The organism is Streptomyces sp. NPDC049541 (assembly GCF_044465725.1).
Classification (GTDB): domain Bacteria; phylum Actinomycetota; class Actinomycetes; order Streptomycetales; family Streptomycetaceae; genus Streptomyces.
Map to the genome: position 1 here is coordinate 595,331 of NZ_JBITLY010000003.1, position 26,986 is coordinate 622,316.

Sequence of the window (26,986 nt, forward strand, 5' to 3'; positions counted from 1 at the left end):
CGCCTCTCGCCATACGTGCGCTGACAGACAAGGAAACCGTGCGAATACCCACCGTTCGTGACACGTTCACCACCTGTGCCGCGATAGCGGTCTCCGCTCTCCTCCTTGCGGCGGCGTCTCCCGCCTCCGCGCGCCCCGACGCCGCGCCCGGGACGGTGCCGGCCGCGTCGACCGCGCCCGACGCGGGCCGGTCAAGGGCGTGGACGAGTGCGGAGGCCGAGAAGTTCTGGACACCTGAGCGGATGGCCCTGGCCACCCCGGACAGCCCGCGCGGCGAGGCCCCGGCCGGGGGGAAGGCCGTATCCCTCGTCAAGGGTGCGGCCGCGCCGAAGAACGGCGTCTACTTCGCGGGTGTCCCCACGGTCGGAACGTTCTTCCACTACGTGCGGGACCCGGCGACCGACCAGCTGACGGGACGTTTCTGTTCCGCGAGCGTCGTCGACAGCCCGCAGGGCAACGTCATCCTGACCGCCGCGCACTGCTCCGGCGGCTCCAAGGGCATGTTCGTGCCCCGCTACGACGGCGGCGCGAACAACCCCGCTCCCTACGGCCGTTTCGCGGTGCAGAACTGGGTCCGTGACGCACGCTGGTACCAGGCCGCAGGCCACCCCACCCGCGATGCCTACTCCGACTTCGACTACGCCTTCGCCCGCGTCGACGTCAACGGGAAAGGGCAGAGCGTGCAGAAGGCCGTCGGCGCGGCGCTCCGCCTCGGCCAGGTGAACGGCCAGTACAAGCAGAACGTCACCGTCATCGGCTACCCCGGCAGCCACAACCCGATGAACCGGCCCTTCATGTGCGCCGGCGTCACCACCAGCCGACTGCCGGGCTACCACCAGATGCGCATGGACTGCGGCGGCTTCTACGGGGGCACCTCCGGAAGCCCCTGGATCACCGGCCTGAACAAGAGCACCGGCAGCGGAACCGTCATCGGCAACCTCGGTGGCTACTACGGCGGCGGCCTGGAGAACAACAGCGACCGCATCTCGTTCTCCACGACCTTCGACCAGCGGGCCCTCGAGATCTACCAGGCCGCGCAGAACAACACCACGCCGACCCAGTACCCGCGCGGCTACAGCATGTACCCGACCGGCGGGGGCCGGTGGCAGGGGGCCATGAAGACCGCCTCCGGCGACTACACCGGCGACGGCAGGAACGACATGATCGTCGTCTGGTCGGACGGCGAGGTCACCCTCTACGCAGGGGACGGCAACGGCGGCTTCTCCGGCGAGCACCGGATCGCGAAGTCCTCGACCTGGACCCACGCCAGGACCATCGCCGGCGGGGACTTCGACGACGACAACGCCTCCGACCTCATGGTGGTCTGGTCGGACGGCGAAGTCACCCTGTACACCGGGGACGGGAAGGGCGGCTTCTCCGGGGAGACCCAGCTGGCCAAGCCCAGCAGCGTCTGGAAGGGCGCCGTCCAGATCACCGCCGGACGCTACAGCGCCAACCCGTCGCCCGACGACGTCATGGTCCGCTGGACCGACGGCGAAACCACCCTCTACACCGACGTCGACAGTCGCGGATTCCTGCACGAACACCGGCTGCAGCCGCCCAACGACACCTGGCGCCACGCCACCCAGCTCGCCGCCGGAAACTTCACCGGAGGCGCCGACTGGGACCTCCTCGTGCGCTGGTCCGACGGCAGACTGAGCCTGTACCGCGACTCCTCCGCCTCCGGCGTGGGAACGGAGATCAAGCTGAAGCCGTCCAACACACTGTGGACCCACGCCGCCGTCATGACCGCCGGCGCGTACACACCCGGCGACCCCGACGACCTCCTCGTACGCTGGTCCGACGGCGAGACCACCCTCTACACCGACACCACGACGACCGTCGGCCGCGAACACATGCTGGTCCCGCCGAAGGCCGCCTGATCACCTTTCAGGTCTGATCACCTTTCAGGAAGGCGAGGTACCCGGATGCACCTGCGCGCGGCCGGCATCCTGTGCACCGCAGCCGCCCTCGGTCTCGCAGCCGCACCCGGCGCCCACGCGGCCGAGGACCCGGGCCTCGCCGTCAGCCTCGCCCCGACGGACAGCGACAGCACCCCCGAGGAGCCGCTGCGGCCGGGCGCGCCCGTCGAGGTCACCTCAGGGGTCGACGTGACGTCCCTGGCCGCCGACGAGAACGGCAGCTTCACGGTGACCTCCCCGGCATTCCGCCACCCCGTGCGGGTCACCCTGCAGAAGAACAGCTACGGGCAGGGCGAAGGGCGGCTCCGCTGCGGGATCGAGCCGGGCAGCTACGCCGTCGACATCGCCGCCCCCCGCAAGGGACTCACCCCCAAGCAGACGCATACGACCATCACCGTCGCGGGAGGCGGCTCGTACTGCTCCCAGGCGTCCAGGTCGTCCGCGCCGAACACCACCGCGGTCACCACCGCCACAGCCGGCGCCATCGCCGTGCTGGCACTCGCGGGCTTCGCCGTCGCCCGGTACCGGCGCGGCAGGACACAGCGGTAGCCCGGTCACGGGACGTCCGCCTCGTCCTCATCAGGTCGAACACGGGTAGCCGTCGACGCCGGTCGACGCCGGTCGACCAGTCCGGCGCCTCGGTCGAGTGTCCACCGAGATCTGGTGCTGACCGCCGCTGTTAGCGCCTGTTGGTGTCAGCCGCTGATGTCAGATGTCGTCCAGGCTCGGCGGGCCTGCGACGCATTTCCCGTCCTTGTCCACCACGTAGATGACGTCACGGGTCCCCACTGCGCCCTTCTCCTTGCCGCGCTCGGGGTCGATGAATGGGCAGACCGACCCCACTCCTCGGACAACGACCTTGTACGTCGTCGGCCACGCGCGTCCCTCGGTCCACCCAAAGAAGGCACCGCCCTCGCCAGGCTTTCGGTCAGGATCCCCTACGACCACGAGGCCGAGCTTTCCGCACTGCGGACAACCGAACACGTGGGCATCCCAGGCCGACTCGTTGACCACTCGCACCGGCAGTCCTCCGGCATCGGAACTGCCGCACCCCGTAACGGAGAAGGCAACGATGCCCAGCGCGGCGACCATCAGCGAAATACGCGGCAGTTGCCCGCTCCGGCAGGACACAGTGCTGGGCCTGCCTGGTCTCAGAGGTTGCATGCCTGGACTCTCTCGTGATCACGATTCGGGCCGAATCATCTCAGGTCGCAGCAGGGATGGACAGTGGTCCGAGATCGACATGAACCTCGGGGTTGCTGTACTTCGCTGCCGTACAGCCGCGACCTTCAAGGGCACGTCGCGGGAGCGGCACACCTTGATCACACTTGCGTCGCGACTGGAACCCGATCACCTTTCCGGCCTTGACTTGAAATCACTGTTAGGTGAGCCTTGCCTAAGTCTCACCTGTGATTGTCCTAGGAGTCATCTGTGTCCGTACTGCCCTCGGAGTCGTCTACGTCCCCTCAGACGGAGCCCACTCAGCGGCTGGGGCTGTACGACACCTGGTGGACGGTCGGAGCCGCCGCACTCGCCGCCTGCCTGGGCCTCTCGGCATGCGCCTGGATATCCCTGCACCTGCGTGTGGATGCCGCCCTCCACACCGTGGCGCTTTTTGCCCATCTGGCCTCGCTCGTGCTCGGCTTCGGAGCCGTCCTGGTGGCCGACTACTACGCTCTCCTGAGTCTGACGGGGCGTTGCACCCTGCGTGAGGCCCTGCACAGCACGGGCCGCCTCCACGTCCCCATATGGACGGGCCTTGTCGGACTCGTGGCCAGCGGCATGATGCTCCACCCAGACCTTGGCTCCGCCCTCACACGCATCAAGCTGGGTCTGGTGCTCGTCCTCACGCTCAACGGCCTCCAGGCCGGGCTCCTGAACAGACGCATGACGCAGCAGTGCTCCACCGCGCCTGCCTCGCACTTCCTCGCCCGGGGAGCCGCGACAGCTCTCGTGTCTCAGGCCTGCTGGTGGGGTGCCGTGGTCATCGGATTCCGCAACAGTCAGAACTGAGGTCGTGGAGGCGGCGCGGCCCTCGGTTTGATCCGACCCACTTCTGTAGGCAACCGGGTGGAAAGTTATGCGGCGTGGTCCCTGAAGCGAGGGCGTATGGGGCCTAGCTCGGACGGCGGCTGTTTTGGCTGTCGGGGCGGCGGGATTTAAACCCACGACCTCTTCGTCCCGAATGAGGGTCGGGCGTGATCGACACCGGGCGGTTTCGTGTTTTGCCTGTTCAGGGCGTTGGGGTGCGGTGGTCTTGGGTGGTCTGGGAGGGGCTTGGGGAGCAGGTTGGCTCCCAGATGGCTCCCAGCCAACGGCCACCTGTCCGGGTTTCGCGCCGCGTCCGCGGAGGCCGACGAGTTCGACATTCGGCTGAGCCACACGGAGCTGGCCCCGGGCCGGGGTCTGCGCTACATCCGTTACCCAACGCCATTCCTGGTCGCGCTTGCGGATCTACGTGTCACAGAGGGTGATGCTCCTGGGCGGCTGATCGCCGGACCGGTCAGGGCAGCCCAGTCCTACCAGGGGGACTGGATCCACTGCGGCTGAGGGCGGTGCTGTACGAGCCGGCCCTGCGATACGTCGTCGGCGATACGGATCTGATGCGGGAGCAGTACGAGGAGATCGCGAGACTGGCGTCCCTGCCCAACGTGAGCGTTCAGGTGCTCCCGCAGACCCTCCGCGGATACCTCTCCGTGCACGACTTCACGGTCCTGCACCTGGACGACGGAATGCCGACCTCGGTGCAGGTGGACAACGCGTGGGGCGCCGCCTCGGTGTCCGACAAGCCACGCGAGGTCGGCCGGTTCACCCGCAAGTTCAACGCCCTCACGGCGTCAGCGCTGCCGCCGGAGGACACACCCGAATTCCTCCAACAACTCACGCGAGAGATCACCAAATGACCCACACCCGTGCCCACATGGCCCCCGAGTTCACCAGCGCGGGAGCGCGTTGGTTCAAGTCGTCGTACTCCGACGGCTCCGGCAACAACTGCATAGAGGTCGCTGACCTCACCGACACGGCGTACGCCGGCGTCGCGATCCGTGACAGCAAGGATCCCCACGGGCCCGCGCTGCTCATCGACCCGGCCCCCTACATGGCCTTCATTCAGGGAATCCGACACAGCTGATGATTACGGTGATGCGGCGCACGTCCGCCTGAACTGTGCCGAGGCTGGAACGCCTTCCAAGCGTGTGGTTCAGCCTCGGCACGCGCCGATCGGACCGAGGGAGTACAAGAGGCTCACAGCCCCTTGACCAGTTGGGCCGCCGTAGCGAACGAAACGGACGGGTACTGGCGCTTCAGCTCACGCACCGCGACCGCGACCCCTCGCTCCTCGCGGATCCGGAGCAGCGCTTCTTTGTCGACCGTCTGGAAGAAGTCGTCGACGCTGGCGAACTGCTGGTTGAACTTCTCGCGCTTCCTTCTGCGGTCGCCGTACACCTCCGCGCTCCCTATAAGCACGAGTCCGACGACGAAGAACGCCTCGCCGAGGATCACCGGCCAGTTGGCGATGGACGTGAAGGCCAGGAAGAAGGAGCATCCCGCCAGGCCCCACATGGCTGCACGGGGTCCGTACATGCGTTTGCCGCCTTCCTGTGGCTGGACGGATCGGAGAAGAGGCGCAGCCGGGCATCAAGCCAGGGCGTCCGGCCAATGACCACCAGGGAACGTGCTGTTATCCACCGACTCCCCCTTGATGGTCGTCATCTGCTGTGCCTGAACCCCGAGGAGTGCGACCAGCGCGGCGACAGCGGCCCAGATCAACCCCGCGTTCACGCTGGTGTCTCCGACGATGGCGGCAGCACCAGCCCACGAAAACACCACGGATCCCAGGGCTGCGATGGCTGAAACGGTGGTAGCGATGTACTTCGCGAGGATCACGGCCAGCGCCACATAGAAGGCGAGGCCCGCGGCGGCACAGATGTTGAGCCCTGTGGCGATCTTGTCGGCGCTCGTCTCGATCTGGGTGGCCGCGGTGGGCTGTCCCTTGACCGAAGCGGTGTACTTGGTGGCTGCGTCTCCCGACCAGTGCTTGGGGGCGACGAGTGCTTCCGGTGCGGTCTCGCCGGCCACGGAAGAGGCTGGGCCCCGGACGTGGCTCTGCCAGTCCATGGCATAGGAGAACATGGCAACCGGGGCGCCTACTCCTTCGAGGAGTTCCTTGATCTTGTTGAGTACCCAGGAGCCCAGCTCGACGAGCTTGTGGCTCACCCAGAGCAGCGCATCAGCCACTGGGTTCGGGACGTACCACTGGTTGGCGGTCGACTCGGCCGTGGGGCCGACTTGGTTGAGCTTCGCTGACAGGTCCTGCATGCCGGAGCTGAGCTTCGCCGTGACGGCTTCGTACTGAGCTGAACTGAAGGGCATGGTGTTCCGTTCTCTCGGTCAGTACGCGCCGTCGATGGACTGCTTCACGTCCGCTTCGCGGCTGTCGTAGGCGTTCGCGTTCTTGATCAGTGCCGTGGCGATTTCATCCATACGGTGCTGCCCCTCGGCGCATCGTGCCGAGATCTGGTCGATCGCCTCTTCGTAGGCCGAGAAGAGGACCTGGAACAGGCCCGCCTGGACACGGGACACGCGCAGACCTTCCACGGTCCGGTGGATGTTCCCCATCCGTTCGCTCTCCCGGTCCCACATCCTCGCGTCCGTACGCAGGGCATCGGTAGTGACCTTCAATGTGGGGTCAGACACGGAATATCACTTCCCTCAGAAGTCGGTGATGCGTCGCGGATCGCTGAGAATGGCCAGTGCCTCGTCCAGGAGCGTGTCCAGCTGTTGGCTCTCTCCGCCCGTGGTGTTGGCCTCGACTGCCCGCGTGAGTGCGGAACGGGCATCGCGCAGGGCTTCTTCGAAGGCGCGGTTCAGGCCCACCGCCGACTGCTTGGCCGCCCATCCCGGATCCACTGTGCACCCCGCCAGGGAGCCCAGGGACAGCGTCATGGTGACCCGCCCCGTGGAGTCCGAGCCCTCCGCCTGAATGCGTTCCACCGCCCCGGGATCCTGACGGGCGAGATCGTCGAAGGACGAGATCACGGCCTCGGCAACTTCGTCGATGCTGCGCGGCACGACGTGCCGCAGGTCCCGCTGGGACACCTCGGGCGGCGGGGTGGTGTCTGCCGAGGAGCGCGGAGCGCTCATGTCCTGCTGCAGCCCGTCGGCCCTCTCACGCCAGTCACTTGAGGAGAGCGCCTGGGACTGCGCGGACATGAACTCGGCGACGGTCGATCCGTACGCTTCGACGACGGCGGCACCGATCTGTTCGGGACCTCGTCGTCGCTGCCAGTCCCGCACCGCGGCCACCGACTCAGGAAGGCCGTCCTGGCCCACCCGCACCCGCACAGCTCCCTGTGCGTCCTCGCCCTCGGCGCTCTGCGGCATTCCCTCCTGAATCCGTGCGATCAGGCCGTGGAGCTGACTGGTGTACTGCTGAAAACGCTGCAGTTCCTGAATTATGTCGTCAGTCACGCGGTCGATTCATCTCCCCGTCATCGGTCTCCGAAGTGGCATCTGCGGGAGGCGATGGCCGAAAACTGCTGCTGCAGACTCTAAGGAGGACATGCTGCGCGGCATTGCTGTACAACCGCTCACCGACCGCATCTCCAAGCTACCGCAGTCACATTCAACACACGCGGCAGAGTCTTATTTGCACCCTTTCTTCGCATGCGAGAGTGAGATGGGCGGCCCGGCGGTTTGTCCAGCCGTCCACTACTGGTGCGGATAGTGGTCGGACGGCGGCTGTTGCTGGTACGGAGTGGAACCGGGGTAAGAATTCTGGGGATAACTTCCGTATCCGGACTGCTGATTGAACTGGCTCTGCTGCGACGCCCGACGGCGCTTCGCGCGCCGAACCAGAAACAAAGGCACACCGATCACGATGAGCACACCGAGGGCTGCCAGCGTGCTGAGCGCGATGACCGAGTTGGTGGTCAGTCCACTGCTCGAATCATCGGACGCGGAGGACGCCGCCGTGCTGCCCTCGGGCGTTGCTGTGGAATTGGATGCGGGCATGGTGAGCGGGCCGTTCTTGGAGCCGGCCGGGATGTTCTGCTGAAGGGCGGCGAGGGGCCGGATGTAGCCATAGCCGTACTTCTCGTCAGGGAGCTTCAGACCCTTGGCCGAGGCGGGGAGGCCGGCTGTCTTGGTGAGGCGGTTGACGATCTGGCCCGCGGTGAGGTCGGGAAACTTTTCGCGCAGCAGGGCGCAGGCGGCGGAGACGTAGGCGGTGGCGTCGGAGGTACCGCTGGCCATGCCGTAGCCGTCGGAGTCTGTGCTGGCGGAGACGACGTGCTCGCCGGGGGCTGTCAACAGGAGGTTCGGACCCGAGTTGGACTTCTCCCAGATCTCGTTGCTCTTCTTGATGGCGCCGACGTCCACCACACCTGGATAACTGGCCGGGTATTTAATGCCTTCGGAGCCGCTCATACCGTCGTTGCCCGACCCCGCCACGACGATTACGTTGTGCTCTAGCGCGTACCCAATCGCCTGTTGCTCCTCGCCTCCGGAGGTTGGCAAGCTTCCGGCCTGTGAGATGTTGATGACCGATGCCCCATGGTCCACTGCGTATCTGATCGACGGGGCAAAGCCGTCCAACTGCCCGCCATCATCACGCAGGGGCAGGATCTTCGCGTCAGGAGCGAGTCCCTTCACGCCGTCAGCACCGTTGGCGCCGTGGCCGTGCCCGGCGATGATGCCAGCTATGGCTGTTCCATGCTTGTCGCCTGCAGCTGGCGAGGCATCGGAGTCACCGTCGACGAAGTCCTTGCCCGGCAGGACGTTGCCCTTCAGGTCGGGGTGCGAGGCGTCAACACCGACATCGATGACGGCGACGGTGATGCCCTTGCCCGTCGCGATCTTCCAGACAGCGTCGGCGTCAAGGGCTTGGAGCGGCCACTGGTCGTTCCTCACCTGGTCCGCTGATGCGGTGGGCGCGGTGGAGAAGAGCATTGCTCCCGCCGCTGCCGTGCAGCCCGCGATGCGCAGCATCCGCGTGAGACCCATGCCGTGTTTCCCTCTTTCGTCCCGCCGGGCGGGCCTGCGCGGTGGATGACGCGAGCCCCGTTTCTGTCCTGCCGCGATCGTGTCTACTCGATGAGCGGCGGGGTGGTGTCGTCCCGCTTGGGCACCCAGGTCTCCTCGTCCTCGACGAGATAGCCCGGAACCGGCTTACCATTTTTCTTCTTCTTGTCGCGGCCCTGGCCGGTCACGCCAGCCTGTCCGGAGCCTGACAGGCCCGCCGCCCTGCGGCCCTCGGTCGTGCCACCGCGGCTGCCGTGCAGACCGGAACCGGCCCCAGACCCAGTGGAGGGGGCCTCTCCGGGTTCGCCGATCACCCCGCCCTTCGTACGGGCCAGCGGGCCCCGGCCACCGGGCTGTTTGCCGTATTCGGCACCTGCCCCTGTCCCGGCTGCCACACCGCCCACTCCCGCGCGGCCGCTGCCCGCCTCGGAGCCTGCGCCGCTGCCACCACGGGCAAAGCCGCCCGCCGGGCTGCTGGGCACACCGGGCAAACCGGCACCTGTTCCAGATCCGCCGCCCGCGCCGACTCGGGCGGTGACTCCACCTCCGTGGCCGCCGCCGGTGCCACCGGGGCTGGTGGTCGCAAGTCCGTCCACATCCGTACCGACCCCGGAGGGCGATGACGCCTTGGAAGAGGAAGCGGTACCTGCACCGGTAACGCGGTGGGGGATGCTGGGGGACGCAGCGACGGTAGACCGGCCCGAGCCGCTCGACGTGCCGCTGCCGGTGGAAGTCCGGCCCACCAGCCTGGGGCCGCTCTCGGTCGGGATCGCGACGATCGGGACCGGCGCCGTGCCTCCGGGATCACCGGGGTAGTCCTCATTGTCTTCAACCGGAGCGCGCTTCCATGACCCCATGGCCCTGGTCTGCGAAGCGTAAGCCGCCCCCAACTGCTCCATTTTCACGGCCATCTTCAGCTGGGCCTCCTTGCCAGCCGAGAGGTCGTCCTTGTTCCTGTCCAGGGCCTCCTGGGTGGACATCCCGGCCCGCTTGTCCGCCTGGTAGCCGCTGTCGTCGTGCGAGAACCCGTCCCCGACGAAGTCAAGGCCGCTGGAGATCGTCCCCGGCTTCTCCATCGCCTCGACCTCGGGCTTGATGGTCTCCAGCACCGTGGCCGCACTGCCCAGCGCGATGGAGGTGTACTGGGCGTACTGGGCGCCGTCCTGCATCTTCTTCGCGATGACCTCGGCTCGCGCCTTGAACCGGTCGGCGGCCTCGCCCTCCCAGTGCTCCAGCACCCCGTGCACCGCTGCCAGGAAATCCTGCCGCGATCCACCGCCGCCGTCCTCGCCCACCAGATCATCGTTGACCTTGCGCCAGCCTCGGGCCACGTCGTGAACCACGCCCGGCTTCGCGTTGATGACCATGGCCTTCATCTGGTCCATGTTCAGGTCGGCGAACGGGGTCGTGGCCTTCTCGTCGTAGCACATCGCCGCCGGGACGTACTCGTACGCGTAGCCGTCGCTCTTCTTCCCGCCTGAGCTCATGACTTACCCCCGTCCGAGAGTGCCGCCGCGATCTCCGCTTCCTGGTCCTGGTATGCGCCGTGATTCTTCTTCGTCTTCGTCCCGAAGTCGTCCACCAAGCCGTGGATATGGGTGACGATGTCCTCGAGGTGCTGCTTCATCTCCGTGTGAGCAATGTGCAGATCGTTCGCCTCAGTGAAATCCGCACTGCCCAGTGCGCCGGCCGGCAGGTACGTCTGATAGCGCGAGTCGGAGGTGGTATCGCCCAGATTCAAGATGATTCGGTTGAGTTGCGTGACCACACTGTCCAGTGCGCTCAGATCGACCTTCAGCTCGCCGCTCGCCACCGCGAGTGCCCCCTGTCCCCGTACGACTGATAGCGCTAGCAATCTTATCGGCTGCATCAGACAGTGCAGAGCGCTCACGTCTCTTTCCGGCCTCTATGGGAACGGTGGGTTTGGGTGCCAATGGCGGGATCCAGGGTCAAACAGTCTTTCAGGCTCAGCTGGTGGCGACGCCGAACCGGTTCCAGATGACGGTGAGCGGGGCTCGTGCGCAGTCGCCGTGCATGAGAATGGCGTCAGCGACTTCATGACGCCCGTCGACGTGCACGCCGACCCTGACCGGCCTCCCCCTCGTCGTGCTGCATCAGTTTCCGCGATGCCGGCCGACCTGGAACAGGTCGGCGATGGCGATGAGAGCGCGGGCGGATTCGATGCGCTGTGGGGCGGTGCCGCGCTTGTCGACCATGTCAGTGCGCGTAACTCGGGGTTCACGCCTGCCATCACCGAACTGTCAGCTGGCGCTCATACCCCGTTCCGGCCACTGCCTACGCTCCTCGAACACGGAGTTGATCTTCCGTGACGCCTTGAGGAACGTGTAGTCGGCGATGCCGTCGTCGGAAGTCGAGGTGCGGCTGGCCGTGTCTACGGTGAGCGTACGGTCCATTTCAGCCGGGTCTTCACCGAAGGAGTAGCGAATGGAGTCCGGCTGTTCGGACAGCTTCTTGAAGTAGACCAAGGACGCCATTACCACTCGCTCTCGAAGTCTTCCCGCTTGTTGAGCGGGACCTTGCTCTGCCAATTGTAGTTTTGGTTGGCCACCCGATGTGCTTCCTGGTAGGTCGCGCCCGGGTGGGTGCGCAGGTACTCAAGCTCGGTGACTTCGTGTTCGAGCAGCACGTGGTCTTCCGGCAGAGCGTTGCCGGAGCGGAGGCGGATCCAGGCATCGGCGATCTCGGCGTCCGCGTCGAACTTGCGTGTGACGACCTCGCCGGTTTCGTAGTCCTCGATCGGGTGCTCGGTGTCGAAGACGTGCTTCTTGATGGCGGAGATCTCTTCCTCCGTGAACCCTGTCGTTCCGTTCCCCCGAGGTACGCCTTCGGTGTTGCGGCTGATGGCTGCGATGTCGCGGGAGTCCCGACGGAAGTCGTCGTACGCGGCTTCCGCCCACTTCGTCTGCGCGGGATCGTCGAGGATGTCACGCGGGCGCCGGCGGGCGCCGGTGAGCCACTCATCGCCGCTCCGTGTCGCCGTCAGGGCGGGGGCGGCTTCGTCCGGCATGCCGGCCAGGAGCAGTCGCGGATCCGTGAGAGCGGGCATGTCGCTGCCGAGGAGGCCGCGCCAACCGCCCGCTTCGGATGCGGCCCTCGCACCGCCGGCTCCTGCGCCGAGGAGACCGCCGAAGAGCATCCCGTCCTTGGCCGCCTGGCCGACCTCGTCAAGGTTGACGCCCGTGCTCTCACCGGTCGCGATGGCGATGGGTTGGGCGACCGCCAGGTCCACGGTGACCGATTCGATACCTCCGAAGGCGGCCGTGGCCAGGGTGGTGCCCGCGATGGTTGCGACCTCGGTGGAGACGGTGACACCCAGGGATGCGGCGAGTTCGGTGACGCCCACCGCGGCGGCCGCCGCGGCGCCCTCGGAGATGCCGGCGGTGAAGATAGCCAGGGCGGTGCCGGCGACCAGGGTCGCACCGACGATCTCCAGTTCGTGTTCGAGATGCTTCTTCGCGCCGTGCACGGCATCCGCATACGCATCCAGCGCCTTGGCCATATCGCGGGCCGCATCCGCGAGGTCCTTCAGCCAGCCGTGGCCATGGTCGTAGTACCGGCGCCAGAACTTGTCGAACGCTGTGATCGACTCGCCCTTGTTGTCCTCGATCAGCGCAAGAGCGGCCTTGTTCGCGGCGGCGGCGATGTCGTCGATGTCGTCGGCGAAGGCCCGCCACGTCTTGGCGGCATCCCGGAGCCCGTCTTCGTCGGCGGCGGGCCACCACATGCCCGTCAGGTCCTGAACGGCCTTGCGGGCCTTGTCCGCGACGCTCACTCGCCGTCACCCGTGCTGTGGTGGCCGCCCTTGATCCGGCCGAACATGCCCCGGATGAGTTCTTCGTTGTCGATGTGCTTGTCGGCCATGTCGACCAGACCCGTGTGGATGCTGGCGAGGCCCTCGATGAGGATCTGGGTGGAGTGCTCGATCTGCGTGACGTGCGGGCCATACGCGTTGTGGAACTTCTCGCCCTGCTCGTCATCGCCCCACGGGCTACCCGCCGCGGCCAGGCCCTGCTTCAGCTTGGTCAGTGCGTGTGCGAGGGCAACGCTTTCGCGGTGGAAGGCGGGCGCCGCCGTCTTGATGTCGTCGACCTTGATGTCGAGTATCTCGTCCTTGCCGCCCATAACTTCGCGTTCTCCCCCTCCGTTGACCGCACGGGCATTCGACCCTAGCCGCCGGTTGGTGGTTCACCACTGTGAGTCACGTAAAGCCGGAGCAAAGATCCATTCGCCGGCCGTGAGTTCGCTCACTGGCCGGTGTCGTGTCGGACGTGAGCAGGCTCCACCGGTGACGACGCCGATGGGTGATGTCAGGCGGTGCGCTTCACGTGGCGGACCAGCCACATCAGCAGGGGGTCCAGGTCGGCGGCGGCCGAGAGGACCCGGTCGACCGCCTCGGGGGTGTGCAGCCACTCCTCGCAGCCGAGGGGGCGGGCGGCGATCAGTGAACGGTGGCGCAGCAGGTTGGCATGGGCGTGGTCCGTCGGATAGCCGCGCGGGGGGCGTTTCATCACGTCCCCGGAGATGTCGTAGCCCTTCTTCCGCACGTCCTCGACGATGGCGGACAGTTCGCGGCCGCTTCCCTCGGAGGCGACGGCTTTGCGGAACATGTCCACCTGGCCGGGATCGGGGTACCACCAGGCGCCCTGGATCCGCAGGCCGTCCAGGTCGAACCGGAGACCGATCTCGATCTTGCGGCCGAGCCGGATCACCGCGCCCTGGTGCTGCCACCACCAGGAGTTGGTGCGGTAGTGCCAGACGGAGAAGTCCTCGTACCGGGGGTCGGTGTCCGCGACCTCGTTGAGCAGGGCGATCATCGGCTGCCGGACCAGCCGTTCGCGGTCCGCGCGGTAGTGCTCGCGGGTCGCGTGGGTCGGTTCGCCCTGGAGCTGCCACAACACGTCCGTGGCCTGCTCCGGCCAGCCGGTGAACTGTCCACGCATGCGCGGAGGATAACTCACCCGTGATCCGTGCGCGGAGAGTGAGACGGGCAGGGAGGCGAACTCCCAGACAAGGTGGGAGGTGCTGCGGCGGGGCTCGCCGGCCAGTTCGATGTGCCGTGCGCAGGGGGCGAGTCCATCGAGGAACACGGAGAGTGCAGCCCGTTTGAAGCGGGCGGTGAGAGGCAGGCACTTCAGTTCGCCGCGGGCAGACAGCGAAGATCCCGCAATGACTGGTGCCTTGCTGCAGGGGCATGTCAACGTACAAGGCCCTGGCGGAAGACCTTGCCCCTGAGCCCAAGGAGGCGCCAGGCGAACAAGCACCTGATCCCGTTTATTGGCAAGGCCAAGCTGAAGGAACTCAGCGCGGACGACGTCGACGACTGGTTGGACGACAGGGCCGAATTCCTCGCCACGCGAAGCCTGCGTGATCTGCTCGCCATCCTGCGCCGCTCCATCGCGCACGCTCAGCGCAGGGACAAGGCCGCGCGGAATGTCGCCCTACTCGTCACCGCACCGGAAGGGCGCCCCGGCCGACCGAGCAAGGCGCTGAACTTGGAGCAGGCGAAAGCCGTGCTCACAGCCGCGCGCCCGTCGCGGCTGTACGCCTATCTTGTGCTCTCGCTCCTGAGTGGCGTACGCACGGAAGAGGCGCGGCCCCTCACCTGGGATCACGTGTTCCTGGAGACGAAGGATGGCATCCCGCCGCACGTCGCCGTGTGGCGCTCGGTGCGCAAGCACGGCGAGACCAAGACCAGGAAGAGCCGCCGGACCATCGCTCTGCCGAAACAGGTGGTCGAGGTTCTCGAAGAGCACATGCGATGGCAGAAGCAGGAGCGGGCATCGAGAGGGATGGAGTGGAGTCCAACCGGCCGCGTCTTCACGACCCGGAGCGGCGAGCCGCTCGATGCGGCCAACGTCCGGCGTGACTTCAAGGCCATCGTGAAAAAGGCCGGGCTGAAGCCGGAGTGGACGCCGCGGGAGCTCCGGCACAGCTTCGTGTCCTTGCTCTCTGACCACGGCATCCCCCTGGAGCGGATCGCGCTCTTGGTCGGTCACAGCAGTCAGGCGACCACAGAGGCGGTCTACCGCAAGCAGCTTCGGCCCGTGATCACGCAGGGCGCCGAAGCGATGGATGACATCTTCGCCGAAGATCAGGAAGGGGAGGACCCGGAGGACGACGAAGAGGGCGACGCGGTGGCCTGATCAAATTTCGTTTGGCCCCCTGTTTGGCCCCCCGGACATGAAAGAGGGCCAATCGCGATCATGCGATTGGCCCTCTGACCTGCGTCGGGGTGGCGGGATTTGAACCCACGACCTCTTCGTCCCGAACGAAGCGCGCTGCCAAGCTGCGCTACACCCCGATGTCGTCGCATGTCCTGCTTGTCGCGGCGACGTCGTTTACTTTAGCCCACTGGTGGCTGGAGACGAAATCCGGTTTTGGCGCGGTGGCGGACGGGGTTCGGGCGGATGTGGTCGAGGGCGACCATGAGGAGGGCGAGGCCGTAGAAGGCGAGGCCGAGGAGGAGGGCGTTGCCGAGGACGCTCTTGTAGCCGTGCAGGCCTACGTCCAGGAACGGGTAGAGATAGCGGCCCGGCGTGCCGGGGATGATCAGTTCGCCCCGGCCGAGGGAGAACGCCAGGTAGGCCAGGGGGTACAGCAGCCATGACGGCGCCTGGCGGAGGTGGAGGCGGGCGGGAGCCGTCAGGAGCAGCCAGTCCAGAAGCGCGGCGACGGGGACGGCCGTGTGCAGGATCTGGTTGCTGATCCACTGCAGGCCGGCCGGGGGCGTGCTCCCGCCCGTCATGGAGAACGGGGGCGAGGCCCCTTTCAGCAGCAGGTGGTACACCAGCCCCGTGATGATGATGTACAGCAGCGTCGCACCCGTCAGGGCGGAGGGGAGCGGGCGGCGGGCCGTCCAGGCGCGGCGGGCTGTGAGCGTGAAGACCAGGGCCAGCAGGATGTTGCTCTGGATCGCGAAGTAGCTCAGGACGTGGACCGGGCTGCCGAGGAGCAGCTCGATCGTCACGCCCGCCGCTGCCGCCAGGGCGACCAGCAGGCGGTACACGGCGGCGAGGGGGCGGCGTACGGGGGCCAGCACCGCGGAGGCGGGGACGTAGGAGGGCGTGAACAGGGACCCGCCGGGCAGTGCCGGGAGGTCCGGTATGTCCCTGGGTATGGGTGCGGTCATGCCCCCAAGCTAGGCAAAGGGGGCATATGCCGCGATGTGGGTGGCGCGACCGGGTTACTCCCTGGGTGCCAGCGTCAGCAGAGTCGCCTCCGGCGGGCAGGCGAACCGTACCGGCGTGTAGCGGTTGGTGCCGCAGCCCGCCGAGACGTGCAGATACGACGTACGGCCTTCCGCCGTGTGCCTGGACAGGCCCTTCACCCGCGCCGGGTCCAGGTCGCAGTTGGTGACCAGGGCACCGTAGAAGGGGACACAGAGCTGGCCGCCGTGGGTGTGGCCGGCCAGGATCAGGGGGTAGTCGTCCGCCGTGAAGGCGTCCAGCACCCGCAGGTACGGGGCGTGCACGACGCCCATCGAGAAGTCCGCGCCGGCGGACGGGCCGCCGGAGACCTGCGGGTAGCGGTCGCGCTTGATGTGCGGGTCGTCCAGGCCCGTCAGCTCCAGGGTGACGCCCTCGATCTTCAGGGTGCCGCGCGTGTTGGTGAGATTCAGCCAGCCCGCCGCGTCGAAGCCGTCCCGCAGGTCCTCCCACGGGTTGTGGATCGCGCCGACCACCGGCGGGTTGCCGTTCAGACCGTGCCGGCCCTGGACCTTCTCCAGCAGGTAGCGCGCGGGGTTGCGGGGCCTGGGGCCGTAGTAGTCGTTGGAGCCGAAGACGTATGCGCCCGGGAACTCCATCAGGGGGCCGAGGGCGTCCAGGACCTCGGGTACGCCCTCCGTGTCGGACAGGTTGTCGCCCGTGTTGATCACGAGGTCGGGGCGCAGGCCGGCCAGCGACCGCAGCCAGCGCTGCTTCTTGCGCTGGCCGCCGACCATGTGGATGTCGGAGACCTGGAGGACTCTCAGGGGGCGCATGCCGACGGGCAGGACGGGAACGGTCACCCGTCGCAGCCGGAAGGAGCGGGCCTCGAATCCCGCCGCGTACACCACACCGGCGGCACCGGCCGCCGCGATCCCCAGAGGTACTCCGTATCGAGCGCGCATACATCCATCGTGTCAGACCCGCGGGACCTCCTGAGCCGCGCTGCCCCTTGGGCGCCCGGGCCTCACCACCCTTTAAATGGACGGGCGTCGGACGTTTGGCACCTGCGACAATCGGATCCATGACCACCACGCTCAAGTCGAAGCTGCAGGAAGACCTCAACGCCGCGATCAAGGAGCGCAACGAGCTCCGCTCCTCGACGCTCCGGCTGACGCTCGCCGCGATCACCAAGGAGGAGGTCGCGGGCAAGGAGAAGCGCGAGCTCTCCGACGACGAGGTGCTGAAGGTGATCACCAAGGAGGCGAAGAAGCGCCGGGAGGCGGCCGATGCCTTCGCGCAGGGTGGTCGCGCCGAGAGCGCCGAGCGGGAGAAGGCGGAGGGCGAGGTCCTCGCCGAGTACCTGCCCAAGCAGCTCAGCGACGAGGAGCTGAACGACATCGTCGCCCAGGCGGTCGGCGAGGCCAGGGCCGCCGGCGCCGAGGGCCCGCGTGCCATGGGCGCCGTCATGAAGATCGTGAACCCGAAGGTCGCGGGCCTGGCCGAGGGCGGCAGGGTCGCGGCGGTGGTGAAGAAGCTGCTGGCCGGCTGAGAAGCCCTGACATGCCAGGGCGAGCAGACCCGCACCGAGGGCCGCCGCCCACGGCGCGGGTCTGCCTTGTCGCTCAACTTCGTTACCGCAGTGGCTCGTTCGCCGGAGCTGCCTTCTGCGCTTCAAGGGACGACAGCGTCGATGCGGTGCAACTGGGACCATCGCGGCTGAACCGGACGGCCGACGGCCCCTGTCCCGGCGAGCCGGTGGGACAGGGGCCGTCAGCCGATTCCGGAGCGTGGCCTCAGCCGCGCCGCCCCCCGTTGCCGTTGCCGTTGCCGTTGCTCGTGCCCTGGAACAGGTTGTCCGGGAAGGAGAAGGTGGGCGTCGGGAAGGTGCCCCCGTTCGCGCCGCCGTCCGCGCCGCCGGTGGTCAGGCCGCCGATGAGGCCGCCGTTGGTGTTGCCGCCGTTGTCACCGTTGTGGCCGTCGTCGTTGCCCTTGTCCTTCTTGCCGTCGGGGATGTCGACGAGGTTGAAGTTCTCGACGGGCTTGCCGTCCAGGGCGCCCGTCATGGCGTCCTTCCAGATCGGGCCCGGCGTGTCGGCGCCGTAGACGAGGTCGTGGTAGACGCCGCCGATGGTGATCTGCTTCATCTGGCGCTTGTGGGTCGGGTCGCCGACCCACACCGCGCCGGCCATGTTCGGCGTGAAGCCCACGAACCAGGCCGCGTAGCGGTTGTCCGTCGTACCGGTCTTACCGGCGCTCGGGCGGTCGCTGAGGCCCGCCTGCTGACCCGTACCGTCCTCGACCACGCCCTTCAGCAGCGTCGTCACGGTGTCGGCGGTCTTCTGCGACATCGCGCGCGTGCAGCTCGTCTTGGGCACCGGGAGCGACTTCGTCCGGTCGCCGATCCGCTGGCTGATGGACTCGATGGCGACCGGCGTGCAGTACATGCCGCGCGAGGCGAAGGTGGCGTATGCGTTCGCCATCGTCAGCGGCGACATCTCCTGGGTGCCGAGCGCGATGGAGGGGGCCTGCTGCATCTTGCCGCCGTCCGCGCGCTCCACGCCCATCTTCTTGGCCATCTCGGTGACCGGGCAGATGCCGATGTCGCTGATCAGCTGCACGTAGTAGGTGTTGACCGACTTCGCGGTCGCCTGCTTCATGCTGTAGGGGCCGTGCTCCGACTTGTTCTCGTTCGACACCTTGGTCGGATTGTTCGGATCGTCACGCCACTGCCGGCCGTTGCAGATCGAGACGGGGCTCGGATAGTCCATCTCGTACGGCGAGGAGTACGACTGTGTCGCCGGCGTACCGCCCTCTATGGCGGCCGCGGCCACGATCGGCTTGAACGTCGAACCGGGCTGGTAGCCCGCGCCGCCGCCCATGTCCTGGTTCACCGACAGGTCGATCTGCGTCTCGTGCTTGCCGAAGCCGTAGGGACGGGACTGGCCCATGGCGAGGATCTTGCCGGTGCCGGGCTCCACGAGGGTGGCCGCGGTGGCCACGTCGTCGGTCTTGTAGACGTGGTCCTTGATGGACGCCTGCACCGAGGTCTGGGCCTGCGGGTCGAGCGTCGTACGGATCGTCAGACCGCCCTGGTTCCAGACCTTCGCCCGGGCTTCCTTGGTCTTGCCGAACATCGGGTCGGTGAGGAACACCTCGCGCACGTAGTCGCAGAAGAAGCCGGCGCCCTTGACCGCGGTGATGCAGCCGTTCTTCGGCTGGCTCGGGTGGAGGCCCAGCGGCGTCTTCTTGGCCTTGTCGGCCTCTGCCTGCGAGATGTCACCCATGTCGGCCATGCGCTGCAGGACGACGTTGCGGCGCCGGGTGGCCTCCGTCGAGTCGTTGACCGGGTCGTACCGGCTGGGCGACTGGACGATGCCGGCGAGCAGGGCGGCCTCCTGCACGTTCAGGTCCTTGGCGTGCTTGGAGAAGTAGCGCTGGGACGCGGCCTCGACACCGTAGGCCTGCTCGCCGAAGAACGTGATGTTCAGGTAGTTCTCGAGGATCTTCTTCTTGCCGAGCTCCTCCTCGAGCTGGATCGCGTACTTCAGCTCCCTTATCTTGCGGCCCATTGTCTGCTGAGTGGCCTGCGCGACCTTCGTCGGGTCGTCGCCGGCCTCCTCGATGGCGACGTTCTTCACGAGCTGCTGGGTGAGCGTGGAAGCGCCCTGGGCCACCCCGCTGCTCTGCACGTTCTTGTTCAGCGCGCGCAGGATGCCCTTGAGGTCGACCGCGCCGTGCTGGTAGAAGCGCGAGTCCTCGATCGCGACGATCGCCTTCTGCATGTACGGGGACATGTCCTTGAGCGGGACCACCGTGCGGTCACGTGAGTAGACCGTGGCGATCTGACCGCCGTCGGCGTCGAGGATCGTGGTGCGCTGGCTCAGGGGCGGCGTCTTGAGGTTGGCGGGCAGCTCGTCGAAACTCTCCACCGAACCCTTGGCGGCAAGTCCGAGCGCGCCGACGGCCGGCAGCGCGATACCGGCCAGGACGGCCCCCGCGAGCACACTGACACCGAGGAACTTGGCGGCCTGCTGCGTGGGGGACAGGCCACCGCCCGAGCGCTTCTTTGGCATGAGGGCAGCCTACGTTCTCATTCGCCGGACACGCGTATATGCCTTGGCCTAAGCTGCTCTCAACTGTCACAGCAGTAGGGCCACGTATCAATACGTCCGGCGACCCCGAATCGTTCCGGAGGTTCCCCAACTTTTTTGATGGGGGCGTGTCCGAATCCGCCTTGTGTGTCACCTGGCGTCCGTTGTGACTCAACTGAACCGTCCCGTTCTGCCGGGAAGGTCACGTATGTCACCAGCTCACTCCCCCGGGTGATCTGCCGCTTACGCATAGTCCGTTCGGGCCATTCAAGATTGGGCCCGAAGGGGGTGTTGCGCTGTGCCCACCTTCCGTAACGTCCTCAACTGGCGGCGGTGAATATGCCGCTGCCGCCGTGGGGGAGCCTCGATTCGGGAGAGGACGGCGCCGGTATGGGCTGGGTAACCGACTGGAGTGCGCAGGCTGCCTGCCGCACTACCGATCCGGATGAACTGTTCGTTCAGGGAGCAGCGCAGAACAGGGCCAAGGCAGTGTGCACCGGATGTCCGGTACGCACGGAATGCCTGGCCGACGCGCTCGACAACCGCGTCGAGTTCGGCGTGTGGGGAGGCATGACGGAGCGGGAGCGCCGCGCACTGCTGCGCAGGCGACCCACCGTCACCTCCTGGCGCCGGCTCCTTGAGACGGCTCGTCTGGAGTACGAACGCGGCGTGGGGATCCTGCCGCTCGACGACGACGAGGTGTACGAGAACTACGCGGCGGTGAGCTGAGGGCACCCCTCGGCTCAGTCGACGGCAGCCTCGGGCAGCTCCGGCCGGTTGGCCGCGAGCCGGTCCCCGATGTCCCTGAGCCCTGCGAGGTCGTGCACATCGCCGGGCAGCGCGGCCACTTCGGCCACCGCCACCTCGGGGTGGAGCGCCGTGAAGCGGTCACGCGTGCGCTGCTCGCGGGAGAGCAGCTGCATACGTTCGGCGTGCAACCGGAGCAGGCCTGCGGTGAGCCGCTCGACGCCCTGGGCGCCCTCGTCCTCCTGATCCGGACCGGGGGAGTGGTTCTCGGACGCGAGAGGCTCGGTGGCCCCGTCAGCAGGGGATTCGGGAGCGGGGGAGCCTGAACTGCCGTACGTGTCGGGAGAGTTACGAAGTCCAGCTTTCCCGCCGTCCTGATCGACAATGCGGGGCTCCACAAGATTTTCCGCGGCGGCGAGCGCACGCTCGGCCGACAGCCGGGCGGCGCCGCTGCCATGCACCCGGTTGAGCACCAGACCGGCCAGCGGCATGTTCTCGGCGGCCAGCCGCTCCACGAAGTACGCGGCCTCCCGCAGTGCGTCCCGCTCCGGGGCCGCCACCACGAGGAACGCCGTCCCCGGCGCCTGCAGCAGCCGGTACGTCGCATCCGCGCGGGTGCGGAACCCGCCGAAGGTCGTGTCCATCGCGGCGACGAACGTCTGGACGTCCTTGAGGAGTTGACCGCCCAGCAGCTTGCCGAGGGTGCCGGTCATCATCGACATCCCGACGTTCAGGAACTTCATGCCTGCCCGCCCGCCCAGCTTGGCCGGGGCGGTGAGCAGCCGGATCAGCCGGCCGTCGAGGAACGAGCCGAGCCGCTTGGGCGCGTCCAGGAAGTCCAGCGCCGAGCGGGACGGCGGGGTGTCGACGACGATCAGGTCCCACTCGTCCCGCGCGCGCAGCTGCCCGAGCTTCTCCATCGCCATGTACTCCTGCGTGCCCGCGAAGCCCGCGGAGAGCGACTGGTAGAAGGGGTTGTTCAGGATGGCGGCGGCCCGCTCGCCGTCCGCGTGCGCCTCGACGATCTCGTCGAAGGTGCGCTTCATGTCGAGCATCATGGCGTGCAGCTCACCGTCGCCGTCGACGCCCTTCACCCGGCGCGGGGTGTTGTCCAGCGAGTCGATGCCCATGGACTGGGCGAGCCGGCGTGCCGGGTCGATGGTCAGCACGACCACCTTGCGCCCGCGCTCGGCGGCCCTGAGGCCGAGGGCGGCCGCGGTCGTGGTCTTTCCCACCCCGCCCGAGCCGCAGCACACCACGATCCGCGTCTCGGGGTCGTCGAGCAGCGGGTCCACGTCGAGCACACGCGCGGGGGTCAGGTGGTGGCGGGCGGTGTCCTGTGTGTGGGCCGGCTCCGGACTCATGACATCCCCTGCTTCTGCTGCTCGTGCTGCTGACGGCTCGTGCTCCCTGTGCCCCGGCTCATGACAGGCCCTGCTCCCGCAGCTCGCGGGCCAGCTCATACAGCCCCGCCAGGTCCATGCCCTCGGCGAGCAGCGGCAGTTCGTGCAGCGGCAGGCCCTGCTCGGCCAGCACCGTCCGCTGCTCGTGCTCCAGCGCATACCGCTCGGCGTACTCGTCGGCCTGCTGCAGCAGCGGGTCCACCAGCTTCTCCGCGTTCCCGCCGCGGCGCGCACCGCCGAGTCCTGCCGCCGACAGCGACCTGGCAACGGAAGAACGCGGCACGCTGCGTACGAGTTCCAGATCCTCCGCGTCCAACACCTCGGGCCGCACCATGTTCACGATGATCCGGCCCACCGGCAGCTTCGCGGCGCGCAGTTCGGCGATCCCGTCCGCGGTCTCCTGGACGGGCATCTCCTCCAGCAGCGTCACCAGGTGCACGGCCGTCTCCGGCGACTTCAGCACCCGCATCACGGCCTGCGCCTGATTGTGTATCGGGCCGATCTTGGCGAGGCCCGCCACCTCGTCGTTCACGTTCAGGAAGCGGGTGATGCGGCCGGTGGGCGGCGCATCCATGACGACGTAGTCGTAGGCGAACCGCCCGGCCTTGTCCTTGCGCCGTACCGCCTCGCACGCCTTGCCGGTCAGGAGCACGTCCCTGAGGCCCGGCGCGATGGTGGTGGCGAAGTCGATCGCGCCGAGCTTCTTCAGGGCTCTTCCTGCGCCCCCGAGCTTGTAGAACATCTGGAGATAGTCCAGAAGGGCCAGTTCGGGGTCGATGGCGAGGGCATACACCTCCCCGCCCCCTGGAGCGACGGCGATCTTCCGCTCCTCGTAGGGCAGCGCTTCCGTCTCGAAGAGCTGCGCGATGCCCTGGCGCCCCTCGACCTCGACGAGAAGCGTCCGCTTCCCCTCGGTCGCGAGGGCCAGCGCGAGAGCGGCGGCGACCGTGGTCTTTCCGGTCCCGCCCTTGCCGCTGACGACCTGGAGCCTGCTCACGTCTTCGAGCCTAACCAGTCTGTGTGCCAAGCACGCGACAGCCTGTGGACAACGCGACAGCGGGCGATGGGCGGGCAGCGGCTAAAGTCGGCCACATGACCAAGTGGGAATACGCGACTGTGCCACTGCTCGTCCACGCAACGAAGCAGATTCTGGACACCTGGGGCGAGGACGGCTGGGAGCTGGTCCAGGTCGTGCCCGGGCCGAACAACCCCGAGCAGTTGGTGGCCTACCTGAAGCGGGAGAAGGCATGAGCGCCGTCGAGGCGAAGCTGGCCGAGCTCGGCCTGACCCTGCCCGAGGTCGTACCGCCGCTGGCCGCCTACCAGCCGGCCGTGCAGTCCGGCTCCTACGTGTACACGTCCGGACAGCTCCCGATGGTGGAGGGCAAGCTGCCCGTCACCGGCAAGGTCGGCGCCGAGGTCACGCCCGAGGAGGCCAAGGAACTCGCCCGAATCTGCGGGCTGAACGCCCTGGCCGCCGTGAAGTCCGTCACCGGCGACCTGGACCGCATCGCGCGCGTGGTGAAGGTCGTCGGCTTCGTCGCCTCGGCCTCGGACTTCACCGGTCAGCCCGGTGTGGTCAACGGCGCGAGCGAACTGCTCGGCGAGGTCCTCGGCGACAAGGGCGTGCACGCGCGCAGTGCGGTCGGTGTGGCGGTGCTGCCGCTGGACGCACCGGTCGAGGTCGAGATCCAGGTCGAGCTCGTCCCGTAGCGGCGCTCTGACCTCGGGGACCTCTCGAACATTCGCGCACCACGGGATAGCCTCCGGCCATGGCGAATGGGCAGTGGTTTCCGCAGGACTGGCCGGAACGCATCCGCGGGCTCGCGGACGGCACGCTCACCCCGGTCGTCCCGAAGCGCGCGGCCACCGTCATGCTCCTCAAGGACACCGACCGCGGCCCCGCGGTGCACATGCTGCGCAGACGCGCCTCCATGGCCTTCGCCGGAGGCGCGTACGCATATCCGGGCGGCGGCGTCGACCCCCGCGACGACGAGCAGCACGTCCGCTGGGCGGGCCCCACGCGCGCGTGGTGGGCCGAGCGGCTCGGCGTCGACGAGCGGGCGGCCCAGGCGATCGTCTGCGCGGCCGTGCGTGAGACGTACGAGGAGGCGGGCGTCCTGCTCGCCGGGCCGTCCGCGGATTCCGTGGTCGGTGACACCACGGGTGAGGACTGGGAGGCCGACCGCGCGGCCGTGGCCGCGCGCGAGTTCTCCTTCGCCGAGTTCCTGGACCGCCGCGGCCTGGTCCTGCGCTCGGATCTGCTCGGCGCCTGGACCCGGTGGATCACCCCGGAGTTCGAATCCCGGCGCTACGACACCTGGTTCTTCGTGGCCGCCCTCCCGCACGGCCAGCGCACCCGCAACGCCTCCACGGAGGCCGACCGCACGGTGTGGATCCACCCCGGGGAGGCGGCGGCCTCGTACGACAAGGGCGAGCTGACGATGATGCCGCCCACCATCGCGACCCTGCGCCAGCTCGCCTCCTGTGCCTCGGCCGCCGACGCCCTCGCGGCGGCACCCGGCCGCGACCTGACCCCCGTGCTGGCCGAGGCCCGGCTGAAGGACGGTGAGATCGTGCTGTCCTGGCCCGGTCACGACGAGTTCACCAAGCACATCCCGACCGCCTGCCCTACCGACCTGTCCGCCGGTGGAGCCTCCGACGGACGGCTCGACGGACCGACGACGCCGAGGGAAGAGAACACCGCATGACCGACGCAGCAGCCCTTCCCGGCCAGCCGCGGGGCGGGGTTCTCACCGGCCCCGCCACCGCCCGGGCCGTCAACGTCCTGGCGCCCAACGCCTCGGCGATGACCCTCGACGGCACGAACACCTGGATCGTCTCCGAGCCCGACTCCGACCTGGCGGTCGTCGTGGACCCCGGCCCCCTGGACGAGGGCCACCTGCGCAACGTCGTGGACACGGCCGAGAAGGCCGGCAAGCGCATCGCGCTGACCCTGCTGACCCACGGCCACCCGGACCACGCGGAGGGCGCCGTCCGCTTCGCCGGGCTGACCGGCGCGAAGGTGCGGGCCCTCGACCCGGCGCTGCGGCTGGGCGACGAGGGGCTCGGCGCCGGGGACGTCGTCTCGGTCGGCGGCCTGGAGCTGAGGGTCGTGCCGACCCCCGGTCACACCTCGGACTCCCTCTGCTTCCATCTCCCGGCCGACCGGGCCGTCCTGACCGGTGACACCGTCCTGGGCCGTGGCACGACCGTCGTGGCGCACCCCGACGGCCGCCTGGGCGACTATCTGGACTCGCTGCGGCGGCTGCGGTCGCTGACGGTCGACGACGGCGTCCACACGGTCCTGCCGGGCCACGGCCCCGTCCTGGAGGACGCCCAGGGAGCCGTCGAGTTCTACCTCGCCCACCGCGCCCACCGCCTCGCCCAGGTCGAGACGGCGGTCGAGGACGGCTACCGCACACCGCACGAGGTCGTCGCACATGTGTACGCGGACGTGGACCGCTCCCTGTGGCCGGCGGCGGAACTGTCGGTGCGGGCGCAGCTGGACTATCTGGAGGAGCACGGGCTCATCTAGGGCCTGTCGTTTGGATCAGGTCGGGCGTAGAGAACCTCGCCTTGCAGCCCGCCCCGAGCGGGGTCTGGTGGGTACTGCTGCAAGGCGGAGGAGGGAGTCGACGCGGAGCGTCGGCGAGTGACGACAACGCCACTGGGGGCCCCACGCCCTTAAGGCAGTGGGGGAGTGCGTGCGCCAGACCCCTCGACGCCGAGCTGATCCAAACGACAGGTCCTAGTCCGGGCGCGGCGCCTTGATGCCGTGCACGCGCGCGTACTCCTCGGCGAGCCACGGCCCGAGGTCGTCCACGTACGACCGCAGTACCGCGGAATCGCCCCGGGGCTCGTACCCGAGGACGGCCGTCGCGCGCATCTGCTCGGCCCGCTCCGGGTAGTACGCGCCGAAGGCCTCGGCCATCTCCGTGAGGTCGCTGGTCCAGCCGTTCCAGCGGGGCATGACGAGCGTGAATCCGGTGCGGACGAGATGCCGCGACATGAACCGTACGAGCGGCAGCCGTGCCTCGTCCGTGTCCTCGACGTCCGCGATCCGCTGCCGCCAGCGGGGCAGCAGCAGGGCCAGGTCCCCGTTGGTCTCGCGGGCGAGCAGGGAGTCGGGGCGGTAGCGCGGCAGGTACTCGGCGAGGTCCTCACCGAGCAGCGGCGTGCACAGGCAGGCGAGAAACCAGCCCAGGTCGTAGGTCTCCAGCTCGCTCAGCAGCCGCGACCGGCCGTACAGCAGCGTGCCGACCCCGTCGATCTGCGGGAAGTCCTTGTCGAGGGCCTCACCGAGGGTCCGGACGGCCTCCCGGTCCGCGTCCGTGGGCTCCTCCCGCAGCGCGACCAGCAGATCCAGATCACTGCGCCCCACGCGCGCGTTGCCGCGCGGAACGGACCCGTAGAGGTACGCGCTGTCCAGCCGCGTCTTGAACACCTCGAGCAGCCCGTCGCGCGCGGCGGCCACGACGGGCCGGAAGGCGTGCGGGACGCGCGCGAGGGAGCCTTCGCGCTCGATGAAGCCCTGGGCGTCGAGGCCTCGGGAGGTCGCGTTTCCGGACATGGGCTCACTGCACCAGCCCGTCCGGCGTTTGAGGACGAGGCCGTTCCGGCCGAAGCGCGGGT

Annotated in this window: 30 protein-coding genes and 1 tRNA gene; 12 read left to right on the top strand and 19 right to left on the bottom strand. The window is 68.1% G+C overall.

Going from position 1 to position 26,986, the window contains the following annotated elements:
• Positions 1-38: 38 nt before the first annotated feature.
• Positions 39-1,883, top strand: coding sequence for a trypsin-like serine peptidase (locus ACIBW9_RS15025; RefSeq protein WP_398954923.1), 1,845 nt, complete (start codon positions 39-41; stop codon positions 1,881-1,883).
• A 45-nt stretch (positions 1,884-1,928) separates the two neighbouring features.
• Positions 1,929-2,471: a hypothetical protein gene (locus ACIBW9_RS15030; RefSeq protein WP_398954925.1), complete on the top strand. Its 543-nt coding sequence runs from the start codon at positions 1,929-1,931 to the stop codon at positions 2,469-2,471.
• A gap of 159 nt (positions 2,472-2,630) precedes the next feature.
• On the opposite strand, the gene ACIBW9_RS15035 is transcribed toward ACIBW9_RS15030, so the two are convergent.
• The gene (locus ACIBW9_RS15035) at positions 2,631-3,014 is read right to left on the bottom strand and encodes a hypothetical protein (protein WP_398954927.1); all 384 of its coding nucleotides are present in this window, start codon (positions 3,012-3,014) and stop codon (positions 2,631-2,633) included.
• Positions 3,015-3,353: 339 nt separating this feature from the next.
• On the opposite strand from ACIBW9_RS15035, the gene ACIBW9_RS15040 reads away from it, so the two are divergent.
• The 3 genes from ACIBW9_RS15040 (at position 3,354) to ACIBW9_RS15050 (ending at position 5,052) form a co-directional block, all read left to right on the top strand.
• Positions 3,354-3,935 carry a hypothetical protein gene (locus ACIBW9_RS15040; protein WP_398954929.1) on the top strand — a complete coding sequence of 194 codons (582 nt, stop codon included), beginning with the start codon at positions 3,354-3,356 and terminating at the stop codon, positions 3,933-3,935.
• A gap of 533 nt (positions 3,936-4,468) precedes the next feature.
• Positions 4,469-4,825, top strand: coding sequence for a Scr1 family TA system antitoxin-like transcriptional regulator (locus tag ACIBW9_RS15045; protein WP_398955234.1), 357 nt, complete (start codon positions 4,469-4,471; stop codon positions 4,823-4,825).
• Positions 4,822-5,052 carry a DUF397 domain-containing protein gene (locus ACIBW9_RS15050; protein WP_398954931.1) on the top strand — a complete coding sequence of 77 codons (231 nt, stop codon included), beginning with the start codon at positions 4,822-4,824 and terminating at the stop codon, positions 5,050-5,052. The genes ACIBW9_RS15045 and ACIBW9_RS15050 overlap by 4 nt, the downstream gene beginning before the upstream one ends.
• A 113-nt stretch (positions 5,053-5,165) precedes the next feature.
• Here ACIBW9_RS15050 and ACIBW9_RS15055 read toward each other — a convergent pair whose 3' ends face one another.
• The 11 genes from ACIBW9_RS15055 to ACIBW9_RS15105 form a co-directional block, all read right to left on the bottom strand.
• Entirely contained in the window at positions 5,166-5,504 is a 339-nt protein-coding gene (locus tag ACIBW9_RS15055; RefSeq protein ID WP_398954933.1) for a hypothetical protein, read from the bottom strand.
• 54 nt (positions 5,505-5,558) lie between these two features.
• A complete protein-coding gene (locus tag ACIBW9_RS15060; protein ID WP_398954935.1) occupies positions 5,559-6,293 on the bottom strand; it encodes a hypothetical protein in 735 nt (244 codons plus the stop codon).
• A gap of 18 nt (positions 6,294-6,311) precedes the next feature.
• Positions 6,312-6,617, bottom strand: a complete 306-nt coding sequence (locus ACIBW9_RS15065) for a type VII secretion target (RefSeq protein WP_398954938.1) — start codon at positions 6,615-6,617, stop codon at positions 6,312-6,314.
• 15 nt (positions 6,618-6,632) lie between these two features.
• Positions 6,633-7,391: a hypothetical protein gene (locus ACIBW9_RS15070; protein WP_398954940.1), complete on the bottom strand. Its 759-nt coding sequence runs from the start codon at positions 7,389-7,391 to the stop codon at positions 6,633-6,635.
• Positions 7,392-7,631: 240 nt separating this feature from the next.
• Positions 7,632-8,924 carry a type VII secretion-associated serine protease mycosin gene (gene mycP / locus ACIBW9_RS15075; RefSeq protein ID WP_398954942.1) on the bottom strand — a complete coding sequence of 431 codons (1,293 nt, stop codon included), beginning with the start codon at positions 8,922-8,924 and terminating at the stop codon, positions 7,632-7,634.
• A gap of 83 nt (positions 8,925-9,007) precedes the next feature.
• Complete coding sequence (locus ACIBW9_RS15080; protein WP_398954945.1) at positions 9,008-10,429, bottom strand: WXG100 family type VII secretion target; 1,422 nt, start codon at positions 10,427-10,429, stop codon at positions 9,008-9,010.
• Positions 10,426-10,755, bottom strand: a complete 330-nt coding sequence (locus ACIBW9_RS15085; protein ID WP_398954947.1) for a hypothetical protein — start codon at positions 10,753-10,755, stop codon at positions 10,426-10,428. The genes ACIBW9_RS15080 and ACIBW9_RS15085 overlap by 4 nt, the downstream gene beginning before the upstream one ends.
• Before the next feature lie 448 nt (positions 10,756-11,203).
• Positions 11,204-11,428 carry a hypothetical protein gene (locus tag ACIBW9_RS15090; RefSeq protein ID WP_398954949.1) on the bottom strand — a complete coding sequence of 75 codons (225 nt, stop codon included), beginning with the start codon at positions 11,426-11,428 and terminating at the stop codon, positions 11,204-11,206.
• 8 nt (positions 11,429-11,436) lie between these two features.
• Complete coding sequence (locus ACIBW9_RS15095; protein ID WP_398954951.1) at positions 11,437-12,735, bottom strand: hypothetical protein; 1,299 nt, start codon at positions 12,733-12,735, stop codon at positions 11,437-11,439.
• Positions 12,732-13,085 carry a WXG100 family type VII secretion target gene (locus tag ACIBW9_RS15100; RefSeq protein WP_398954953.1) on the bottom strand — a complete coding sequence of 118 codons (354 nt, stop codon included), beginning with the start codon at positions 13,083-13,085 and terminating at the stop codon, positions 12,732-12,734. The genes ACIBW9_RS15095 and ACIBW9_RS15100 overlap by 4 nt, the downstream gene beginning before the upstream one ends.
• Positions 13,086-13,270: 185 nt before the next feature.
• Positions 13,271-13,903 (bottom strand): DUF2461 family protein, encoded by a 633-nt coding sequence (locus ACIBW9_RS15105; RefSeq protein WP_398954956.1) that lies wholly within the window; start codon positions 13,901-13,903, stop codon positions 13,271-13,273.
• Positions 13,904-14,185: 282 nt separating this feature from the next.
• On the opposite strand from ACIBW9_RS15105, the gene xerC reads away from it, so the two are divergent.
• Positions 14,186-15,106: a tyrosine recombinase XerC gene (gene xerC, locus ACIBW9_RS15110; RefSeq protein WP_398954958.1), complete on the top strand. Its 921-nt coding sequence runs from the start codon at positions 14,186-14,188 to the stop codon at positions 15,104-15,106.
• An 84-nt stretch (positions 15,107-15,190) separates the two neighbouring features.
• Here xerC and ACIBW9_RS15115 read toward each other — a convergent pair.
• From ACIBW9_RS15115 to ACIBW9_RS15125, 3 genes are all read right to left on the bottom strand, one after another.
• Positions 15,191-15,264: transfer RNA gene (locus tag ACIBW9_RS15115), tRNA-Pro, on the bottom strand.
• 42 nt (positions 15,265-15,306) lie between these two features.
• Positions 15,307-16,092: a Pr6Pr family membrane protein gene (locus ACIBW9_RS15120; protein ID WP_398954960.1), complete on the bottom strand. Its 786-nt coding sequence runs from the start codon at positions 16,090-16,092 to the stop codon at positions 15,307-15,309.
• Positions 16,093-16,146: 54 nt separating this feature from the next.
• On the bottom strand, positions 16,147-17,073 hold the full coding sequence (locus ACIBW9_RS15125; RefSeq protein ID WP_398954962.1) for a metallophosphoesterase: 927 nt from the start codon (positions 17,071-17,073) through the stop codon (positions 16,147-16,149).
• 119 nt (positions 17,074-17,192) lie between these two features.
• On the opposite strand from ACIBW9_RS15125, the gene ACIBW9_RS15130 reads away from it, so the two are divergent.
• On the top strand, positions 17,193-17,660 hold the full coding sequence (locus tag ACIBW9_RS15130; protein WP_115906774.1) for a GatB/YqeY domain-containing protein: 468 nt from the start codon (positions 17,193-17,195) through the stop codon (positions 17,658-17,660).
• 244 nt (positions 17,661-17,904) lie between these two features.
• Here ACIBW9_RS15130 and ACIBW9_RS15135 read toward each other — a convergent pair whose 3' ends face one another.
• On the bottom strand, positions 17,905-20,184 hold the full coding sequence (locus ACIBW9_RS15135) for a transglycosylase domain-containing protein (RefSeq protein WP_398954964.1): 2,280 nt from the start codon (positions 20,182-20,184) through the stop codon (positions 17,905-17,907).
• 408 nt (positions 20,185-20,592) lie between these two features.
• Here ACIBW9_RS15135 and wblA point away from each other — a divergent pair, with 408 nt between their 5' ends.
• Positions 20,593-20,931, top strand: coding sequence for a transcriptional regulator WblA (wblA, locus tag ACIBW9_RS15140; protein WP_185124443.1), 339 nt, complete (start codon positions 20,593-20,595; stop codon positions 20,929-20,931).
• Positions 20,932-20,945: 14 nt separating this feature from the next.
• On the opposite strand, the gene ACIBW9_RS15145 is transcribed toward wblA, so the two are convergent.
• Together ACIBW9_RS15145 and ACIBW9_RS15150 are read right to left on the bottom strand one after the other, a co-directional pair.
• A complete protein-coding gene (locus ACIBW9_RS15145; protein WP_398954966.1) occupies positions 20,946-22,313 on the bottom strand; it encodes an ArsA family ATPase in 1,368 nt (455 codons plus the stop codon).
• A 58-nt stretch (positions 22,314-22,371) separates the two neighbouring features.
• Positions 22,372-23,349, bottom strand: a complete 978-nt coding sequence (locus tag ACIBW9_RS15150; RefSeq protein ID WP_398954968.1) for an ArsA family ATPase — start codon at positions 23,347-23,349, stop codon at positions 22,372-22,374.
• A 95-nt stretch (positions 23,350-23,444) separates the two neighbouring features.
• Here ACIBW9_RS15150 and ACIBW9_RS15155 point away from each other — a divergent pair, with 95 nt between their 5' ends.
• Genes ACIBW9_RS15155 through ACIBW9_RS15170 form a run of 4 tightly spaced genes read left to right on the top strand, consistent with a single transcriptional unit; the run spans position 23,445 to position 25,889 of the window.
• Entirely contained in the window at positions 23,445-23,603 is a 159-nt protein-coding gene (locus ACIBW9_RS15155) for a DUF4177 domain-containing protein (protein WP_003967454.1), read from the top strand.
• Positions 23,600-24,064, top strand: coding sequence for a RidA family protein (locus ACIBW9_RS15160; RefSeq protein WP_115906770.1), 465 nt, complete (start codon positions 23,600-23,602; stop codon positions 24,062-24,064). Before ACIBW9_RS15155 ends, ACIBW9_RS15160 begins: the two co-directional genes overlap by 4 nt.
• A gap of 59 nt (positions 24,065-24,123) precedes the next feature.
• A complete protein-coding gene (locus ACIBW9_RS15165) occupies positions 24,124-25,062 on the top strand; it encodes an NUDIX hydrolase (protein ID WP_398954971.1) in 939 nt (312 codons plus the stop codon).
• Positions 25,059-25,889: an MBL fold metallo-hydrolase gene (locus ACIBW9_RS15170; protein ID WP_398954973.1), complete on the top strand. Its 831-nt coding sequence runs from the start codon at positions 25,059-25,061 to the stop codon at positions 25,887-25,889. Before ACIBW9_RS15165 ends, ACIBW9_RS15170 begins: the two co-directional genes overlap by 4 nt.
• A gap of 213 nt (positions 25,890-26,102) precedes the next feature.
• Here the strand turns inward: ACIBW9_RS15170 and ACIBW9_RS15175 are convergent, their stop codons facing one another.
• Positions 26,103-26,924 carry a nucleotidyltransferase domain-containing protein gene (locus tag ACIBW9_RS15175; RefSeq protein ID WP_398954975.1) on the bottom strand — a complete coding sequence of 274 codons (822 nt, stop codon included), beginning with the start codon at positions 26,922-26,924 and terminating at the stop codon, positions 26,103-26,105.
• Between the last annotated feature and the right edge of the window lie 62 nt (positions 26,925-26,986).

What these genes read in the sequence shown, in the direction of transcription:
- ACIBW9_RS15030 (WP_398954925.1), top strand. Translation starts at nt 1,929, where the DNA reads ATGCACCTGCGCGCGGCCGGCATCCTGTGCACCGCAGCCGCCCTCGGT.
- ACIBW9_RS15035 (WP_398954927.1), bottom strand. Translation starts at nt 3,014, where the DNA reads ATGGTCGCCGCGCTGGGCATCGTTGCCTTCTCCGTTACGGGGTGCGGC.
- ACIBW9_RS15050 (WP_398954931.1), top strand. Translation starts at nt 4,822, where the DNA reads ATGACCCACACCCGTGCCCACATGGCCCCCGAGTTCACCAGCGCGGGA.
- ACIBW9_RS15055 (WP_398954933.1), bottom strand. Translation starts at nt 5,504, where the DNA reads ATGTACGGACCCCGTGCAGCCATGTGGGGCCTGGCGGGATGCTCCTTC.
- ACIBW9_RS15060 (WP_398954935.1), bottom strand. Translation starts at nt 6,293, where the DNA reads ATGCCCTTCAGTTCAGCTCAGTACGAAGCCGTCACGGCGAAGCTCAGC.
- mycP (WP_398954942.1), bottom strand. Translation starts at nt 8,924, where the DNA reads ATGGGTCTCACGCGGATGCTGCGCATCGCGGGCTGCACGGCAGCGGCG.
- ACIBW9_RS15080 (WP_398954945.1), bottom strand. Translation starts at nt 10,429, where the DNA reads ATGAGCTCAGGCGGGAAGAAGAGCGACGGCTACGCGTACGAGTACGTC.
- ACIBW9_RS15100 (WP_398954953.1), bottom strand. Translation starts at nt 13,085, where the DNA reads ATGGGCGGCAAGGACGAGATACTCGACATCAAGGTCGACGACATCAAG.
- ACIBW9_RS15105 (WP_398954956.1), bottom strand. Translation starts at nt 13,903, where the DNA reads ATGCGTGGACAGTTCACCGGCTGGCCGGAGCAGGCCACGGACGTGTTG.
- ACIBW9_RS15120 (WP_398954960.1), bottom strand. Translation starts at nt 16,092, where the DNA reads ATGACCGCACCCATACCCAGGGACATACCGGACCTCCCGGCACTGCCC.
- ACIBW9_RS15125 (WP_398954962.1), bottom strand. Translation starts at nt 17,073, where the DNA reads ATGCGCGCTCGATACGGAGTACCTCTGGGGATCGCGGCGGCCGGTGCC.
- ACIBW9_RS15130 (WP_115906774.1), top strand. Translation starts at nt 17,193, where the DNA reads ATGACCACCACGCTCAAGTCGAAGCTGCAGGAAGACCTCAACGCCGCG.
- ACIBW9_RS15135 (WP_398954964.1), bottom strand. Translation starts at nt 20,184, where the DNA reads ATGCCAAAGAAGCGCTCGGGCGGTGGCCTGTCCCCCACGCAGCAGGCC.
- wblA (WP_185124443.1), top strand. Translation starts at nt 20,593, where the DNA reads ATGGGCTGGGTAACCGACTGGAGTGCGCAGGCTGCCTGCCGCACTACC.
- ACIBW9_RS15145 (WP_398954966.1), bottom strand. Translation starts at nt 22,313, where the DNA reads ATGAGTCCGGAGCCGGCCCACACACAGGACACCGCCCGCCACCACCTG.
- ACIBW9_RS15155 (WP_003967454.1), top strand. Translation starts at nt 23,445, where the DNA reads ATGACCAAGTGGGAATACGCGACTGTGCCACTGCTCGTCCACGCAACG.
- ACIBW9_RS15160 (WP_115906770.1), top strand. Translation starts at nt 23,600, where the DNA reads ATGAGCGCCGTCGAGGCGAAGCTGGCCGAGCTCGGCCTGACCCTGCCC.
- ACIBW9_RS15165 (WP_398954971.1), top strand. Translation starts at nt 24,124, where the DNA reads ATGGCGAATGGGCAGTGGTTTCCGCAGGACTGGCCGGAACGCATCCGC.
- ACIBW9_RS15170 (WP_398954973.1), top strand. Translation starts at nt 25,059, where the DNA reads ATGACCGACGCAGCAGCCCTTCCCGGCCAGCCGCGGGGCGGGGTTCTC.
- ACIBW9_RS15175 (WP_398954975.1), bottom strand. Translation starts at nt 26,924, where the DNA reads ATGTCCGGAAACGCGACCTCCCGAGGCCTCGACGCCCAGGGCTTCATC.